Here is a 16337-nt window from a genome sequence, read left to right on the forward strand (position 1 = left end):
ACCTGGTAAATATTTGAAGAAAGGCGGCTAACTTGCCGCCGTAATACGTATAACCACAGAGGTTGTCATATATAGATTAATATATGACTACACGGTGATTATTTATAATCAAGAACATAGGTTGCGTTCGCGGTGACTTCACCAGAAGTCACAGGAGTACCGTTATCGATCTGCTCCATCCAGGCGAAGAAGTTCAGAGTTTGTTCTGTGGCTGTTGGTTCCAGCCCAATATCTGGACTTTCTGTACCCAGAGTGATGTTGGACTGGTCTTTGTTCATTATGCGCACGCCAACCCCTGTGGCTTCACCAGCACTGGTGTTGCTGAGCATCGGGGAGGCTCCCGTTGTTTTCGCTGAACTGTCAAAGGTTACCGAGACTTTTGAAACTGGCACTCCTGCACCGTTATTGGAGTTAGGCAGGTTACAGTTAATCAGATGAATATCGACAGGCGTCAATGCGCTGTGATGATCCTGGTTGATGCGGTTCGTGGTTACCTCACCAAGATTTACTTGTTTATCAAGGTCTTCCTGTTTAATTTCACAAGGCGCTTCAATAACTTCGCCCTTAAAGTGAATTTCACCAGAACCTTCATCAGCAGCATAAACAGGGGCAGAAATTAACAGAGATACGGCCAGCGCCGCCAGTGTTTTTTGTCCTTTAAACATAACGGAGTCCTTAGAGGAAATAGAAAAAAGGTATAGCGATACCAGAATAACTTATTTGAATATCAAATGTTTTTAGTTTTATTTAAAAATATTGTTAACGTTATTAAATACAAGTCTAATCAATTGACACGGTGAATTAATTGATTAATGAATAAGATGGAGGCTTATTAGAGATATTCCTCATTTTCATGAGGTTAAGAATTTTGCTATTTGGAGGGCGTAATAAAAAAACATTGGCCTGGTTACAAATTAAGCAATATTATTTTTTTACAATATCTATGTCGGTCCGATAATGGATTTTGTATTTACAATTTTTTGTGTTTAGGCATAAAAAAATAACCCGCCATAGAAAAGACGGGTTAGAAGGATTTATTGCCAGGTAATCAATGATTAACGCTTGATATCGCTTTTAAAGTCACGTTTTTCATACCCGGTGTAAAGCTGACGCGGACGGGCAATCTTCATGCCGTCACTGTGCATTTCGCTCCAGTGGGCTATCCAGCCAACGGTACGTGCCATTGCGAAAATGACGGTGAACATGGAAGACGGAATACCCATCGCTTTCAGGATGATACCAGAGTAGAAATCGACGTTCGGGTACAGTTTCTTCTCGATAAAGTACGGGTCGTTCAGCGCGATGTTTTCCAGCTCCATAGCCACTTCCAGCAGGTCATCTTTCGTGCCCAGCTCTTTCAGCACTTCATGGCAGGTTTCACGCATGACAGTCGCGCGCGGGTCATAGTTTTTGTACACGCGGTGACCGAAGCCCATCAGACGGAAAGAGTCATTTTTGTCTTTCGCACGACGAACAAATTCCGGAATGTGTTTAACCGAGCTGATTTCTTCCAGCATTTTCAGTGCAGCTTCGTTGGCGCCGCCGTGTGCTGGCCCCCACAGAGAGGCAATACCTGCCGCGATACAAGCAAACGGGTTCGCGCCCGAAGAACCTGCGGTACGTACGGTAGAAGTAGAGGCGTTCTGTTCGTGGTCAGCGTGCAGGATCAGAATGCGGTCCATAGCACGTTCCAGAATTGGATTGACTTCATACGGTTCGCACGGCGTGGAGAACATCATATGCAGGAAGTTACCGGCGTAGGAGAGGTCATTACGCGGGTAAACAAATGGCTGCCCGATGGAATATTTGTAGCACATTGCTGCCATGGTCGGCATTTTCGACAACAGGCGGAACGCGGCGATTTCACGATGGCGCGGGTTATTGACGTCCAGAGAGTCATGATAAAACGCCGCCAGCGCACCGGTAATACCGCACATTACCGCCATCGGATGCGAGTCACGACGGAAAGCGTGGAACAGACGGGTGATCTGTTCGTGGATCATGGTATGACGAGTTACTGTAGTTTTGAATTCGTCATACTGTTCCTGGGTTGGTTTTTCACCATTCAACAGGATGTAGCAAACTTCCAGGTAGTTAGAATCGGTTGCCAGCTGATCGATCGGGAAGCCACGATGCAGCAAAATACCTTCATCACCATCAATAAAAGTAATTTTAGATTCGCAGGATGCGGTTGAAGTGAAACCAGGGTCAAAGGTGAATACGCCTTTTGAACCAAGCGTACGGATATCGATAACATCTTGACCTAGCGTGCCTTTCAGCACATCCAGTTCAACAGCTGTGTTCCCATTGAGGGTGAGTTTTGCTTTTGTATCAGCCATTTAAGGTCTCCTTAGCGCCTTATTGCATAAGACTGCCGGAACTTAAATTTGCCTTCGCACATCAACCTGGCTTTACCCGTTTGTTATTTGGCTCGCCGCTCTGTGGAAGAGAGGAAACCTGGGTACAGAGCTCTGGGCGCTTGCAGGTAAAGAATTCATTGATGACGAATAAACGGCGAATCAAGCACTTAGCAATCCGAATTATTAAACCTGTCTATCACTAATAACTGTCTCGAATGTATTGGTCAATACTTCCACACTGTTACATAAGTTAATCTTCGGTGAAATAGTGACCCCATAACTTTTACGCATTATATGCTTTTCCTGGTAATGTTTGTAACAACTTTGTTGAATGATTGTCAAATGTGATGGTTAAAAATTAAATAAATGTTGTTATCGTGACCCAGATCACTGTTCCGGATAAAACCAGACAAACTATATGTAGGTTAATTGTAATGATTTTGTGAACAGCCTATACTGCCGCCAGGTCTCCGGAACACCCTGCAATCCCGAGCCACCCAGCGTTGTAACGTGTCGTTTTCGCATCTGGAAGCAGTGTTTTGCATGACGCGCAGTTATAGAAAGGACGCTGTCTGACCCGCAAGCAGACCGGAGGAAGGAAATCCCGACGTCTCCAGGTAACAGAAAGTTATCCTCTGTACCCGTAGTCCCCAGGGAATAATAAGAACAGCATGTGGGCGTTATTCATGATAAGAAATGTGAAAAAACAAAGACCTGTTAATCTGGACCTACAGACCATCCGGTTCCCCATCACGGCGATAGCGTCCATTCTTCATCGCGTTTCCGGTGTGATTACGTTTGTTGCAGTGGGCATCCTGCTGTGGCTTCTGGGTACCAGCCTCTCTTCCCCTGAAGGTTTCGAGCAAGCTTCCGCCATTATGGGCAGCTTCTTCGTGAAATTTATCATGTGGGGCATCCTTACCGCTCTGGCATATCACGTCGTCGTAGGTATTCGCCACATGATGATGGATTTTGGCTATCTGGAAGAAACATTCGAAGCGGGTAAACGCTCTGCCAAAGTCTCTTTTGTCATTACTGTCGTGCTTTCAATTCTTGCAGGAGTCCTCGTATGGTAAGCAACGCTTCCGCATTAGGACGCAATGGCGTACATGATTTCATCCTCGTTCGCGCTACTGCTCTCGTCCTGACGCTTTACATCATTTATATGGTCGGTTTTTTTGCTATCAGTGGCGAACTGACATATGACGTCTGGAGTGGTTTCTTTGCCTCTGCGTTCACTAAAGTCTTCACTCTGCTGGCACTGTTTTCCATTTTGATCCATGCCTGGATCGGCATGTGGCAGGTGTTGACCGACTACGTTAAACCATTGGCCGTGCGCCTGATTCTGCAACTGGTAATTGTCGTTGCACTGGTGGTTTACGTGATTTATGGATTCGTTGTGGTGTGGGGTGTGTGATGAAATTGCCAGTCAGAGAATTTGATGCAGTTGTGATTGGTGCCGGAGGCGCAGGTATGCGCGCGGCGCTACAAATTTCCCAGAGCGGCCAGACTTGTGCGCTGCTCTCTAAAGTTTTCCCGACCCGTTCCCATACCGTTTCTGCGCAGGGCGGCATTACCGTTGCGCTGGGTAATACCCATGAAGATAACTGGGAATGGCATATGTACGACACCGTAAAAGGGTCGGACTATATCGGTGACCAGGACGCGATTGAATATATGTGTAAAACCGGGCCGGAAGCGATTCTGGAACTCGAACACATGGGCCTGCCGTTCTCGCGCCTTGATGATGGTCGTATCTATCAACGTCCGTTTGGCGGCCAGTCGAAAAACTTCGGCGGCGAGCAGGCGGCACGTACTGCGGCGGCTGCCGACCGTACCGGTCACGCACTGCTGCACACGCTTTATCAGCAGAACCTGAAAAACCACACCACTATTTTCTCCGAATGGTATGCGCTGGATCTGGTGAAAAACGCCGATGGCGCGGTGGTCGGTTGTACCGCACTGTGCATCGAAACTGGTGAAGTGGTTTACTTTAAAGCTCGCGCGACTGTGCTGGCGACTGGCGGGGCAGGGCGTATTTATCAGTCCACCACCAACGCCCACATTAACACTGGCGACGGTGTCGGCATGGCTATCCGTGCAGGCGTACCGGTACAGGATATGGAAATGTGGCAGTTCCACCCGACCGGTATTGCCGGTGCGGGCGTACTGGTCACCGAAGGTTGCCGTGGTGAAGGCGGTTATCTGCTGAACAAACATGGCGAACGCTTTATGGAGCGTTATGCGCCGAACGCCAAAGACCTGGCGGGCCGTGACGTGGTGGCGCGTTCCATCATGATCGAAATCCGTGAAGGTCGTGGTTGTGATGGTCCGTGGGGGCCACACGCAAAACTGAAACTCGACCACCTGGGTAAAGAAGTTCTTGAATCCCGTCTGCCGGGCATCCTTGAACTCTCCCGCACCTTCGCTCACGTTGATCCGGTGAAAGAGCCGATTCCGGTAATCCCAACCTGTCACTACATGATGGGCGGTATTCCGACCAAAGTGACCGGTCAGGCGCTGACCGTGAACGAGAAAGGCGAAGATGTGGTGATCCCTGGGCTGTTCGCGGTAGGTGAAATTGCCTGCGTATCCGTACACGGCGCAAACCGTCTGGGCGGCAACTCGCTGCTGGACCTGGTGGTATTTGGTCGTGCGGCAGGTCTGCATCTGCAAGAGTCTATTGCCGAGCAGGGCGTACTGCGCGATGCCAGCGAGTCTGATGTTGAAGCGTCTCTCGATCGCCTAAACCGCTGGAACAACAACCGTAACGGTGAAGATCCGGTGGCGATTCGTAAAGCACTGCAAGAATGTATGCAGCATAACTTCTCGGTCTTCCGTGAAGGTGATGCGATGGCGAAAGGGCTTGAGCAGTTGAAAGTGATCCGCGAGCGTCTGAAAAATGCCCGTCTGGATGACACTTCCAGCGAGTTCAACACCCAGCGCGTTGAGTGCCTGGAACTGGATAACCTGATGGAAACGGCGTATGCAACGGCTGTTTCTGCCAACTTCCGTACCGAAAGCCGTGGCGCGCATAGCCGCTTCGACTTCCCGGATCGTGATGATGAAAACTGGCTGTGCCACTCCCTGTATCTGCCAGAGTCGGAATCCATGACGCGCCGAAGCGTCAACATGGAACCGAAACTGCGCCCGGCATTCCCGCCGAAGATTCGTACTTACTAATGCGGAGACAGGAAAATGAGACTCGAGTTTTCAATTTATCGCTATAACCCGGATGTTGATGATGCTCCGCGTATGCAGGATTACACCCTGGAAGCGGATGAAGGTCGCGACATGATGCTGCTGGATGCGCTTATCCAGTTGAAAGAGAAAGATCCCAGCCTGTCATTCCGCCGCTCCTGCCGTGAAGGGGTATGTGGTTCCGACGGTCTGAACATGAACGGTAAGAATGGTCTGGCCTGTATTACCCCAATTTCGGCACTCAACCAGCCGGGTAAGAAAATTGTAATTCGCCCGTTACCTGGTTTACCGGTTGTCCGCGATTTGGTGGTAGACATGGGACAATTCTATGCGCAATATGAGAAAATCAAACCTTACCTGTTGAATAATGGGCAAAATCCGCCAGCTCGTGAGCATTTGCAGATGCCTGAGCAGCGCGAAAAACTCGACGGGCTGTATGAATGTATTCTCTGCGCATGTTGTTCAACCTCTTGTCCGTCTTTCTGGTGGAATCCCGATAAGTTTATCGGCCCGGCAGGCTTGTTAGCGGCATATCGTTTCCTGATCGATAGCCGTGATACCGAGACTGACGAGCGCCTCGACGGTTTGAGTGATGCATTCAGTGTATTCCGCTGTCACAGCATCATGAACTGCGTCAGTGTATGTCCGAAAGGGCTGAACCCGACGCGCGCCATCGGCCATATCAAGTCGATGTTATTGCAGCGTAATGCATAAACCCCGGGCCTGATAAGACGCGCAAGCGTCGCATCAGGCAACCAGTGCCGGATGCGGCGTGAACGCCTTATCCGGCCTACAAAAGAAATGCAGGAAATCTTTAAAAACTGCCCCTGACACTAAGACAGTTTTTAAAGGTTCCTTAGCGGACGCAGAAAACACGACAAGTCCGCAACAAGTGAACCCCGGCACGCACATCTGATATGAAATGTGCGTGGTAGTATCCACGGCGAAGTAAGCATAAAAAAGATGCTTAAGGGATCACGATGCAGAACAGCGCTTTGAAAGCCTGGTTGGACTCTTCTTACCTCTCTGGCGCAAACCAGAGCTGGATAGAACAGCTCTATGAAGACTTCTTAACCGATCCTGACTCGGTTGACGCTAACTGGCGTTCGACGTTCCAGCAGTTACCTGGTACGGGAGTCAAACCGGATCAATTCCACTCTCAAACGCGTGAATATTTCCGCCGCCTGGCGAAAGACGCTTCACGTTACTCTTCAACGATCTCCGACCCTGACACTAATGTGAAGCAGGTTAAAGTCCTGCAGCTCATTAACGCATACCGCTTCCGTGGTCACCAGCATGCGAATCTCGATCCGCTGGGACTGTGGCAGCAAGATAAAGTGGCCGATCTGGATCCGTCTTTCCACGATCTGACCGAAGCAGACTTCCAGGAGACCTTCAACGTCGGTTCATTTGCCAGCGGCAAAGAAACCATGAAACTCGGCGAGTTGCTGGAAGCTCTCAAGCAAACCTACTGCGGCCCGATTGGCGCCGAGTATATGCACATTACCAGCACCGAAGAAAAACGCTGGATCCAACAGCGTATCGAGTCTGGTCGCGCGACTTTCAATAGCGAAGAGAAAAAACGCTTCTTAAGCGAACTGACCGCCGCTGAAGGCCTTGAACGTTACCTCGGCGCAAAATTCCCTGGCGCAAAACGCTTCTCGCTGGAAGGCGGTGACGCGTTAATCCCGATGCTTAAAGAGATGATCCGCCACGCGGGCAACAGCGGCACCCGCGAAGTGGTTCTCGGGATGGCGCACCGTGGTCGTCTGAACGTTCTGGTGAACGTGCTGGGTAAAAAACCGCAAGACTTGTTCGACGAGTTTGCCGGTAAACATAAAGAACACCTCGGCACGGGCGACGTGAAATACCATATGGGCTTCTCGTCTGACTTCCAGACCGATGGCGGCCTGGTGCACCTGGCGCTGGCGTTTAACCCGTCTCACCTTGAGATTGTAAGCCCGGTAGTTATCGGCTCTGTTCGCGCTCGTCTGGACAGACTTGATGAGCCAAGCAGCAACAAAGTGCTGCCAATCACCATTCATGGTGACGCCGCAGTAACCGGGCAGGGCGTGGTTCAGGAAACCCTGAACATGTCGAAAGCACGTGGTTATGAAGTTGGCGGTACGGTACGTATCGTTATCAACAACCAGGTTGGCTTCACCACCTCTAACCCGCTGGATGCTCGTTCTACGCCGTACTGTACTGATATCGGTAAGATGGTTCAGGCACCGATTTTCCACGTTAACGCGGACGATCCGGAAGCCGTTGCCTTTGTGACCCGTCTGGCGCTCGATTTCCGTAACACCTTTAAACGTGATGTTTTCATCGACCTGGTGTGCTACCGCCGTCACGGCCATAACGAAGCCGACGAGCCGAGCGCAACCCAGCCGCTGATGTATCAGAAAATCAAAAAACATCCAACGCCGCGCAAAATCTACGCTGACAAGCTGGAGCAGGAAAAAGTGGCGACGCTGGAAGATGCCACCGAGATGGTTAACCTGTACCGCGATGCGCTGGATGCTGGCGATTGCGTAGTGGCAGAGTGGCGTCCGATGAACATGCACTCTTTCACCTGGTCGCCGTACCTCAACCACGAATGGGACGAAGAGTACCCGAACAAAGTTGAGATGAAGCGCCTGCAGGAGCTGGCTAAACGCATCAGTACGGTGCCGGAAGCGGTTGAAATGCAGTCTCGCGTTGCCAAGATTTATGGCGATCGCCAGGCGATGGCTGCCGGTGAGAAACTGTTCGATTGGGGCGGCGCGGAAAACCTCGCTTACGCCACGCTGGTTGACGAAGGCATTCCGGTTCGCCTGTCGGGTGAAGACTCCGGTCGCGGTACCTTCTTCCACCGCCACGCGGTGATCCACAACCAGTCTAACGGTTCCACTTACACGCCGCTGCAACACATCCATAACGGGCAGGGCGCGTTCCGCGTCTGGGACTCCGTACTGTCTGAAGAAGCAGTGCTGGCGTTTGAATACGGTTATGCCACCGCAGAACCACGCACTCTGACTATCTGGGAAGCGCAGTTCGGTGACTTCGCCAACGGTGCGCAGGTGGTTATCGACCAGTTCATCTCCTCTGGCGAACAGAAATGGGGCCGGATGTGTGGTCTGGTGATGTTGCTGCCGCACGGTTACGAAGGGCAGGGGCCGGAGCACTCCTCCGCGCGTCTGGAACGTTATCTGCAACTTTGTGCTGAGCAAAACATGCAGGTGTGCGTACCGTCTACCCCGGCACAGGTTTACCACATGCTGCGTCGTCAGGCGCTGCGCGGGATGCGTCGTCCGCTGGTCGTGATGTCGCCGAAATCCCTGCTGCGTCATCCGCTGGCGGTTTCCAGCCTCGAAGAACTGGCGAACGGCACCTTCCTGCCCGCCATCGGTGAAATCGACGAGCTTGATCCGAAGGGCGTGAAGCGCGTAGTGATGTGTTCTGGTAAGGTTTATTACGACCTGCTGGAACAACGTCGTAAGAACAATCAACACGATGTCGCCATTGTGCGTATCGAGCAACTCTACCCGTTCCCGCATAAAGCGATGCAGGAAGTGTTGCAGCAGTTTGCTCACGTCAAGGATTTTGTCTGGTGCCAGGAAGAGCCGCTCAACCAGGGCGCATGGTACTGCAGCCAGCATCATTTCCGTGAAGTGATTCCGTTTGGGGCTTCTCTGCGTTATGCAGGCCGCCCGGCCTCCGCCTCTCCGGCGGTAGGGTATATGTCCGTTCACCAGAAACAGCAACAAGATCTGGTTAATGACGCGCTGAACGTCGAATAAATAAAGGATACACAATGAGTAGCGTAGATATTCTGGTCCCTGACCTGCCTGAATCCGTAGCCGATGCCACCGTCGCAACCTGGCATAAAAAACCCGGCGACGCAGTCGTACGTGATGAAGTGCTGGTAGAAATCGAAACTGACAAAGTGGTACTGGAAGTACCGGCATCAGCAGACGGCATTCTGGATGCGGTTCTGGAAGATGAAGGTACAACGGTAACGTCTCGTCAGATCCTTGGTCGCCTGCGTGAAGGCAACAGCGCGGGTAAAGAAACCAGCGCCAAATCAGAAGAGAAAGCGTCCACTCCGGCGCAACGCCAGCAGGCGTCTCTGGAAGAGCAAAACAACGATGCGTTAAGCCCGGCGATCCGTCGCCTGCTGGCTGAACACAACCTCGACGCCAGCGCCATTAAAGGCACCGGTGTGGGTGGTCGTCTGACCCGTGAAGATGTGGAAAAACATCTGGCGAAAGCCCCGGCGAAAGAGTCTGCTCCGGCCGCGGCTGCTCCGGCGGCACAACCGGCTCTGGCTGCACGTAGCGAAAAACGTGTCCCGATGACTCGCCTGCGTAAGCGTGTGGCAGAGCGTCTGCTGGAAGCGAAAAACTCCACCGCCATGCTGACCACGTTCAACGAAGTCAACATGAAGCCGATTATGGATCTGCGTAAGCAGTACGGTGAAGCGTTTGAAAAACGTCACGGCATCCGTCTGGGCTTTATGTCCTTCTACGTGAAAGCGGTGGTTGAAGCCCTGAAACGTTACCCGGAAGTGAATGCGTCTATCGACGGCGATGATGTGGTTTACCACAACTATTTCGACGTCAGCATGGCGGTTTCTACGCCGCGCGGCCTGGTGACGCCGGTACTGCGTGATGTCGATACCCTCGGCATGGCAGACATCGAGAAGAAAATCAAAGAGCTGGCAGTTAAAGGCCGTGACGGCAAGCTGACGGTTGAAGATCTGACCGGTGGTAACTTCACCATCACCAACGGTGGTGTGTTCGGTTCCCTGATGTCTACGCCGATCATCAACCCGCCGCAGAGCGCAATTCTGGGTATGCACGCTATCAAAGATCGTCCGATGGCGGTGAATGGTCAGGTTGAGATCCTGCCGATGATGTACCTGGCGCTGTCCTACGATCACCGTCTGATCGATGGTCGCGAATCCGTGGGCTTCCTGGTAACGATCAAAGAGTTGCTGGAAGATCCGACGCGTCTGCTGCTGGACGTGTAGTAGTTTAAGTTTCACCTGCACTGTAGACCGACGTGGATAGGGTGTCGGTCTACGGTTTAAAAGATAACGATTACTGAAGGATGGACAGAACACATGAACTTACATGAATATCAGGCAAAACAACTTTTTGCCCGCTATGGCTTACCAGCACCGGTGGGTTATGCCTGTACTACTCCGCGCGAAGCAGAAGAAGCCGCTTCAAAAATCGGTGCCGGTCCGTGGGTAGTGAAATGTCAGGTTCACGCTGGTGGCCGCGGTAAAGCGGGCGGTGTGAAAGTTGTAAACAGCAAAGAAGACATCCGTGCTTTTGCAGAAAACTGGCTGGGCAAGCGTCTGGTAACGTATCAAACAGATGCTAATGGCCAACCGGTTAACCAGATTCTGGTTGAAGCAGCGACCGACATCGCTAAAGAGCTGTATCTCGGTGCCGTTGTAGATCGTAGTTCCCGTCGCGTGGTCTTTATGGCCTCCACCGAAGGCGGCGTGGAAATCGAAAAAGTGGCGGAAGAAACTCCGCACCTGATCCACAAAGTTGCGCTTGATCCGCTGACTGGCCCGATGCCGTATCAGGGACGCGAGCTGGCGTTCAAACTGGGTCTGGAAGGTAAACTGGTTCAGCAGTTCACCAAAATCTTCATGGGTCTGGCGACCATTTTCCTGGAGCGCGACCTGGCGCTGATCGAAATCAACCCGCTGGTCATCACCAAACAGGGCGATCTGATTTGCCTCGACGGCAAACTGGGCGCTGACGGCAACGCACTGTTCCGCCAGCCTGATCTGCGCGAAATGCGCGACCAGTCGCAGGAAGATCCGCGTGAAGCACAGGCTGCACAGTGGGAACTGAACTACGTTGCGCTGGACGGTAACATCGGTTGTATGGTTAACGGCGCAGGTCTGGCGATGGGTACGATGGACATCGTTAAACTGCACGGCGGCGAACCGGCTAACTTCCTGGACGTTGGCGGCGGCGCAACCAAAGAACGTGTAACCGAAGCGTTCAAAATCATCCTCTCTGACGACAAAGTGAAAGCCGTTCTGGTTAACATCTTCGGCGGTATCGTTCGTTGCGACCTGATCGCTGACGGTATCATCGGCGCGGTAGCGGAAGTGGGTGTTAACGTACCGGTCGTGGTACGTCTGGAAGGTAACAACGCCGAACTGGGCGCGAAGAAACTGGCTGACAGCGGCCTGAATATTATTGCAGCAAAAGGTCTGACGGATGCAGCTCAGCAGGTTGTTGCCGCAGTGGAGGGGAAATAATGTCCATTTTAATTGATAAAAACACCAAGGTTATCTGCCAGGGCTTTACCGGTAGCCAGGGGACTTTCCACTCTGAGCAGGCCATTGCATACGGCACCAAAATGGTTGGCGGTGTAACTCCAGGTAAAGGCGGCACCACCCACCTCGGCCTGCCGGTGTTCAACACCGTGCGTGAAGCCGTTGCTGCTACTGGCGCTACCGCTTCTGTTATCTACGTACCAGCACCTTTCTGCAAAGACTCCATTCTGGAAGCCATCGACGCAGGCATCAAACTGATTATCACCATCACTGAAGGCATCCCAACGCTGGATATGCTGACCGTGAAAGTGAAGCTGGATGAAGCAGGCGTTCGTATGATCGGCCCGAACTGTCCGGGCGTAATCACTCCGGGTGAATGCAAAATCGGTATCCAACCGGGTCACATTCACAAACCGGGTAAAGTGGGTATCGTTTCCCGTTCCGGTACACTGACCTATGAAGCGGTTAAACAGACCACGGATTACGGTTTCGGTCAGTCGACCTGTGTCGGTATCGGCGGCGACCCGATCCCTGGCTCTAACTTTATCGACATTCTCGAAATGTTCGAAAAAGATCCGCAGACCGAAGCGATCGTGATGATCGGTGAGATCGGCGGTAGCGCTGAAGAAGAAGCAGCTGCGTACATCAAAGAGCACGTTACCAAGCCAGTTGTGGGTTACATCGCTGGTGTGACTGCGCCGAAAGGCAAACGTATGGGTCACGCAGGTGCGATCATTGCCGGTGGTAAAGGGACTGCGGATGAGAAATTCGCGGCTCTGGAAGCCGCAGGCGTGAAAACCGTTCGCAGCCTGGCGGATATCGGTGAAGCACTGAAAACTGTTCTGAAATAAATATCTGTAATAAGAAATAGCCCTCGCCGCTTCCCTCTACAGGAATGGCGAAGGGCTGTCGGTTTCGACATGGTTGGCCATCGTATGATGGCCTTTTTTGTTGTGTGTCGGGCGCTAATCTGAAAAGTTTGCCCACTGCTTTTTTTCCCCATCCTCTGCGCAATAATGCCCGGCGAAATATCTCCTCTCCGTTCTGTAAAAGGATTTATACATGAAGAAAATTGTTCTGCCGGTTGCTCTGGCCCTGATGGGTATAAATGCGGACGTTTATGCGGCCGATGTAAAGATCGATATTTTAAGTGCGACAGTGAAAGATAAACGCATTGAGGGGGCATCGGTGACGCTGCAACGCAATGGCGCACAATCTGTTTCTGGCACCACAGATGCCTCGGGCAGCATTAATCTGGGCTCTTCCTTTGCCGATGATCAAGATGCTTTGCTAATCGTCAAAAAAGAGGGTTATTCCAATCTGGTGGTCAAATGCCCGTGTGCGGGCATGACTTATGCTATTAGTCCGGTAATGACTAATCTGGATGGCATGCGTGTAGTATTGAGCTGGGGGGACAGGCCTTTTGATCTTGATTCGCATTTGATCTTCCCTGGCGGACATATCTATTTTGATAGTAAAGGGGGGACTGATGCCAATCTGGATGTTGATGATACGGATAGCTATGGACCAGAAACTATCACCATCAGCAAAAAGCATTTTGGCGAAAGTTACATCTATGCCGTGCAGGACTATAGCAATAAAGGGTTGCCCAACAGTAATTATCTCTCTGCCAGTAATGCAAAAGTGTTTGTCTATGTAGGGAGCTCCCTGGTGCGTAGCTATAGTGTCCCAGCTGGAGAACGAGGGAACATCTGGACCGTGTTTAAACTCAATCCAAACGGCGAGTTTGAAGATATCAACTCTGTGACCAGTGCCAATTTTAACGACACCACATTAGGCGTCAGGGATCTAGCCACTGTGATAATGCCTGCGACGGGCTCTTCAACTCCGGCTTCACCTGCGATGCAAAACAGTGGAGATTCTCAACTGGCAAGAAAATATAATCGCGAAGGTGAAGCTGTCTATAAAACCGGTCAACTTGAGCAAGCCATTCAACTCTTCCAACAGGCAACAGAATTAGACGGCAATTACGGTCAGGCATTTAGTAACCTGGGTCTGGCTTATCAGAAAAATGGCAACATAGCGGAAGCGATTTGGGCAAATCGTAAAGCGATCTCGTTAGCCAGTGGAGCAAATGCGGCGACAACGCGCGCTAACTCCTATTATAACATTGCCAAAATTTATGAAACTGCTGGACAGAACGCCGATGCATTGCAGCATTATCAACTCGCTTATGCGGAAAAAAATAAGCCCTCTTATGAAGAGGCTATCGCACGGGTAAAAGCGAAAATGTAGCGGTTAGCAAACAGGAGGCTATGTGGTGTTAGCCTCCTTACCCCCAGGCCCGCCGGAATATAGTAATCATCGTTTTTAACATTCAACGTCCAGATCCCGCTTGAGCGTAAAAACCAGCCTTTAGACATTTTATAAATGATGAAGGGCTGAAAAGTGGTTGATGCCACCGACTCACGATCGTTATCGCCAGCAAAGCTTTTTTGCCATTGCACCAGACCCACCTTCAACCATTTTGGCGACCAATCAACCGCTACCGCCGCCAGGCCTGTTTGCCACTTTCCCGTGCCTAATTCCTCGCTTGCCGCACTGTGGGCTGTAATCAATGGCCCAATGCCCAACCAGATACTTATATATCCGATTGGGTTTTGTTAATTGCGTTACCCCTTAAACGTTAACCACGGTCGAAATCTGACCGCTGGCTGAATTAATCCGGCTTCTTGTTGGGCTTCGATAACCGGACCAATATCTTTATAAGCAGCTGGCGCTTCTTCAAGACGTCGTTCTTCGCGCAATGTGACGCATTGCCACGGCAGCGTTGACTCTTCAGTCGCGCGTGAGCGCATGGTCTGCCGACGCTGGCTGCGTCCTGCTCCGTGACTGCATGACCACAGCCACTGCGGGTTGCCGCAACCGACCGCAAGCCACGAATAATCGACCATTGATCCGGGGATTAACGCCAGATCGCCGGCGCGTGCCGGCGTTGCGCCTTTGCGATGAATATTCATTTCATGCTCGCGAAGGATGATGTTATGCGGCACATCCACCACCAGATGTGAATCATCCTGATGGAATAAATCGGCAAAACATACGCGAACCATTTCCGCAATGGTCACGCGATTTAACCACGCGTAACGCGCCGCCATTCCCATAGCCTGCAGGTATTCCTCCGCCAGCTCACCGCCCAGAGCATATAATCCGCTTTGTGGATGTTTATGCCCGGCGGGCCAGGCTGCACGGGCGCGATCCATCCAGCGTCGTCCGACGTAAAAGCCGACATCTCGCGATCCGCTATGGATCATCACCACGATATCGCCCATTTTCAGCCCTTGTTGCCAGGCCACATGGCGATCGACCACGCTATCAACCACCTGAAGTTCAATAAAATGATTACCTGAACCCGGCGTACCAAGACAAGGATCGCGGAGTAATGCGCGGTCCGTTGCCAGCAGGGCGGGTGGGGCATAACGCGAATGACTGTTATGCTCGTTCAGCCCAATGCAGCGATCAATCTCTTGCATCATCCGGGGGATATTCGTGCGTGTCCAGAGACCCGCTGATGGTAAGGCCGACACACAATTTGCCGGTCCGCCATCAAAAAGCGCGGTGAACGCTCGTGCGGATAACGGAACATCGCGCTCATTTTGCAGTAGCACTTGTGTTAACCGCTGAGTGATGACGTCTTTATGCGCTTCGGCTTGCTCAAGTGTTAATCCAGTCGTCAGCAGTCGCATGCCACAAGAAATATCGGTGCCGATGGCGGCGGGAATGACTAAATCCGGCGTTGAGGCCACCACAGCGCCAACGGGGACGCCATTGCCGGGGTGAAAATCTGGCGTCGCGCACGTCTGGCGTACATAACCTGGATGATCTGGTAGCTTCACTTCTGCAAAATCAAGAAGTTGTGTCACTGCTTTTTCTTCTAGCGGCAGTTCGTCCGGCAGCAGTACGTGGGCTCTGGCTCCTGATGGACGAGATAATGAAACAATATTGTTGGCGCGGGAAAGTTGGATCCCTTTGCGCAGAAAGGCTTTATCAAGCCTCGAAAGATGATGCATAACGCTGTCCTGAAATATAGACGTTAATCAACCCCCTGTATTGCGAGGGTAATTTTGTCTTTCCGGTCAGCAGCCAGCAAAAGGGAAAGAAAACGCGCGTAGTGTATTCAGCAATGATGATGAATACAAGATAAAAATACCGATTGCCAAAGAGGGTTGTTGTTATAAAGGATGTGAATCATCGACACTGGATTGTAAAATATGAAAAATGATAACTCCCGGGATATATATTTTAAGAGTTATTTTTACGCCTGTTCTTATGGCGGTAACTATCCATTGCTTGCCGTTTTTTAATTATCAAAGTGGGATAAAAACAAATGGATTATTAATGATAATAAAACATATCGTTATGACGAGCAATGAAGATCTTATTTTAAATATCATTGTGTTATGCGTGCTGTATGGTGTCGGGTTACCTGTTGTTACGCTAATGTCTGGTTGTTATTAACGCAT

14 protein-coding genes are annotated in these 16337 nt (G+C 51.2%); 9 read left to right on the forward strand and 5 right to left on the reverse strand.

The features are described from left to right. Window positions 1-98 precede the first annotated feature (98 nt). The 3 genes from FEK47_RS03315 to FEK47_RS03325 form a co-directional block, all read right to left on the reverse strand. Entirely contained in the window at window positions 99-665 is a 567-nt protein-coding gene (locus FEK47_RS03315; RefSeq protein ID WP_135487443.1) for a fimbrial protein, read from the reverse strand. A 390-nt stretch (window positions 666-1055) separates the two neighbouring features. Continuing rightward, window positions 1056-2339: a citrate synthase gene (gene gltA, locus FEK47_RS03320; RefSeq protein ID WP_064528891.1), complete on the reverse strand. Its 1284-nt coding sequence runs from the start codon at window positions 2337-2339 to the stop codon at window positions 1056-1058. A gap of 204 nt (window positions 2340-2543) precedes the next feature. Beyond that, window positions 2544-2651 carry a hypothetical protein gene (locus FEK47_RS03325; RefSeq protein WP_123057984.1) on the reverse strand — a complete coding sequence of 36 codons (108 nt, stop codon included), beginning with the start codon at window positions 2649-2651 and terminating at the stop codon, window positions 2544-2546. Window positions 2652-3031: 380 nt separating this feature from the next. Here FEK47_RS03325 and sdhC point away from each other — a divergent pair, with 380 nt between their 5' ends. The 9 genes from sdhC (at window position 3032) to FEK47_RS03370 (ending at window position 14109) form a co-directional block, all read left to right on the forward strand. After that, window positions 3032-3436, forward strand: coding sequence for a succinate dehydrogenase cytochrome b556 subunit (sdhC, locus tag FEK47_RS03330; RefSeq protein WP_165382759.1), 405 nt, complete (start codon window positions 3032-3034; stop codon window positions 3434-3436). Further along, window positions 3430-3777: a succinate dehydrogenase membrane anchor subunit gene (sdhD, locus tag FEK47_RS03335; protein WP_130222245.1), complete on the forward strand. Its 348-nt coding sequence runs from the start codon at window positions 3430-3432 to the stop codon at window positions 3775-3777. The genes sdhC and sdhD overlap by 7 nt, the downstream gene beginning before the upstream one ends. Beyond that, window positions 3777-5543 carry a succinate dehydrogenase flavoprotein subunit gene (sdhA, locus tag FEK47_RS03340; RefSeq protein ID WP_130214982.1) on the forward strand — a complete coding sequence of 589 codons (1767 nt, stop codon included), beginning with the start codon at window positions 3777-3779 and terminating at the stop codon, window positions 5541-5543. The genes sdhD and sdhA overlap by 1 nt, the downstream gene beginning before the upstream one ends. Window positions 5544-5558: 15 nt before the next feature. Beyond that, window positions 5559-6275, forward strand: coding sequence for a succinate dehydrogenase iron-sulfur subunit SdhB (gene sdhB, locus FEK47_RS03345; RefSeq protein WP_064528883.1), 717 nt, complete (start codon window positions 5559-5561; stop codon window positions 6273-6275). Window positions 6276-6541: 266 nt separating this feature from the next. Further along, entirely contained in the window at window positions 6542-9343 is a 2802-nt protein-coding gene (gene sucA, locus FEK47_RS03350) for a 2-oxoglutarate dehydrogenase E1 component (RefSeq protein ID WP_001181473.1), read from the forward strand. A gap of 14 nt (window positions 9344-9357) precedes the next feature. Then, entirely contained in the window at window positions 9358-10575 is a 1218-nt protein-coding gene (gene odhB, locus FEK47_RS03355; RefSeq protein ID WP_000099823.1) for a 2-oxoglutarate dehydrogenase complex dihydrolipoyllysine-residue succinyltransferase, read from the forward strand. 93 nt (window positions 10576-10668) lie between these two features. Continuing rightward, complete coding sequence (gene sucC, locus FEK47_RS03360; protein ID WP_001048602.1) at window positions 10669-11835, forward strand: ADP-forming succinate--CoA ligase subunit beta; 1167 nt, start codon at window positions 10669-10671, stop codon at window positions 11833-11835. Beyond that, entirely contained in the window at window positions 11835-12704 is an 870-nt protein-coding gene (gene sucD / locus FEK47_RS03365; RefSeq protein WP_000025458.1) for a succinate--CoA ligase subunit alpha, read from the forward strand. The genes sucC and sucD overlap by 1 nt, the downstream gene beginning before the upstream one ends. Before the next feature lie 247 nt (window positions 12705-12951). Continuing rightward, window positions 12952-14109 carry a tetratricopeptide repeat protein gene (locus FEK47_RS03370; protein ID WP_171020847.1) on the forward strand — a complete coding sequence of 386 codons (1158 nt, stop codon included), beginning with the start codon at window positions 12952-12954 and terminating at the stop codon, window positions 14107-14109. Here FEK47_RS03370 and FEK47_RS03375 read toward each other — a convergent pair. Further along, a complete protein-coding gene (locus FEK47_RS03375) occupies window positions 14070-14432 on the reverse strand; it encodes a hypothetical protein (protein WP_240727833.1) in 363 nt (120 codons plus the stop codon). The genes FEK47_RS03370 and FEK47_RS03375 overlap by 40 nt on opposite strands. 54 nt (window positions 14433-14486) lie before the next feature. Next, window positions 14487-15884, reverse strand: a complete 1398-nt coding sequence (locus tag FEK47_RS03380) for an RtcB family protein (RefSeq protein ID WP_135487442.1) — start codon at window positions 15882-15884, stop codon at window positions 14487-14489. Between the last annotated feature and the right edge of the window lie 453 nt (window positions 15885-16337).

The organism is Escherichia sp. E3659, assembly GCF_005781135.1.
In the GTDB taxonomy this organism is placed as follows: Bacteria; Pseudomonadota; Gammaproteobacteria; order Enterobacterales; family Enterobacteriaceae; genus Escherichia.

What these genes read in the sequence shown, in the direction of transcription:
- FEK47_RS03315 (WP_135487443.1), bottom strand. Translation starts at nt 665, where the DNA reads ATGTTTAAAGGACAAAAAACACTGGCGGCGCTGGCCGTATCTCTGTTA.
- sdhD (WP_130222245.1), top strand. Translation starts at nt 3,430, where the DNA reads ATGGTAAGCAACGCTTCCGCATTAGGACGCAATGGCGTACATGATTTC.
- sdhC (WP_165382759.1), top strand. Translation starts at nt 3,032, where the DNA reads ATGTGGGCGTTATTCATGATAAGAAATGTGAAAAAACAAAGACCTGTT.
- sdhA (WP_130214982.1), top strand. Translation starts at nt 3,777, where the DNA reads ATGAAATTGCCAGTCAGAGAATTTGATGCAGTTGTGATTGGTGCCGGA.
- sucC (WP_001048602.1), top strand. Translation starts at nt 10,669, where the DNA reads ATGAACTTACATGAATATCAGGCAAAACAACTTTTTGCCCGCTATGGC.
- FEK47_RS03325 (WP_123057984.1), bottom strand. Translation starts at nt 2,651, where the DNA reads ATGCGTAAAAGTTATGGGGTCACTATTTCACCGAAGATTAACTTATGT.
- FEK47_RS03380 (WP_135487442.1), bottom strand. Translation starts at nt 15,884, where the DNA reads ATGCATCATCTTTCGAGGCTTGATAAAGCCTTTCTGCGCAAAGGGATC.
- sucA (WP_001181473.1), top strand. Translation starts at nt 6,542, where the DNA reads ATGCAGAACAGCGCTTTGAAAGCCTGGTTGGACTCTTCTTACCTCTCT.
- FEK47_RS03370 (WP_171020847.1), top strand. Translation starts at nt 12,952, where the DNA reads ATGGGTATAAATGCGGACGTTTATGCGGCCGATGTAAAGATCGATATT.
- sucD (WP_000025458.1), top strand. Translation starts at nt 11,835, where the DNA reads ATGTCCATTTTAATTGATAAAAACACCAAGGTTATCTGCCAGGGCTTT.
- sdhB (WP_064528883.1), top strand. Translation starts at nt 5,559, where the DNA reads ATGAGACTCGAGTTTTCAATTTATCGCTATAACCCGGATGTTGATGAT.
- odhB (WP_000099823.1), top strand. Translation starts at nt 9,358, where the DNA reads ATGAGTAGCGTAGATATTCTGGTCCCTGACCTGCCTGAATCCGTAGCC.
- gltA (WP_064528891.1), bottom strand. Translation starts at nt 2,339, where the DNA reads ATGGCTGATACAAAAGCAAAACTCACCCTCAATGGGAACACAGCTGTT.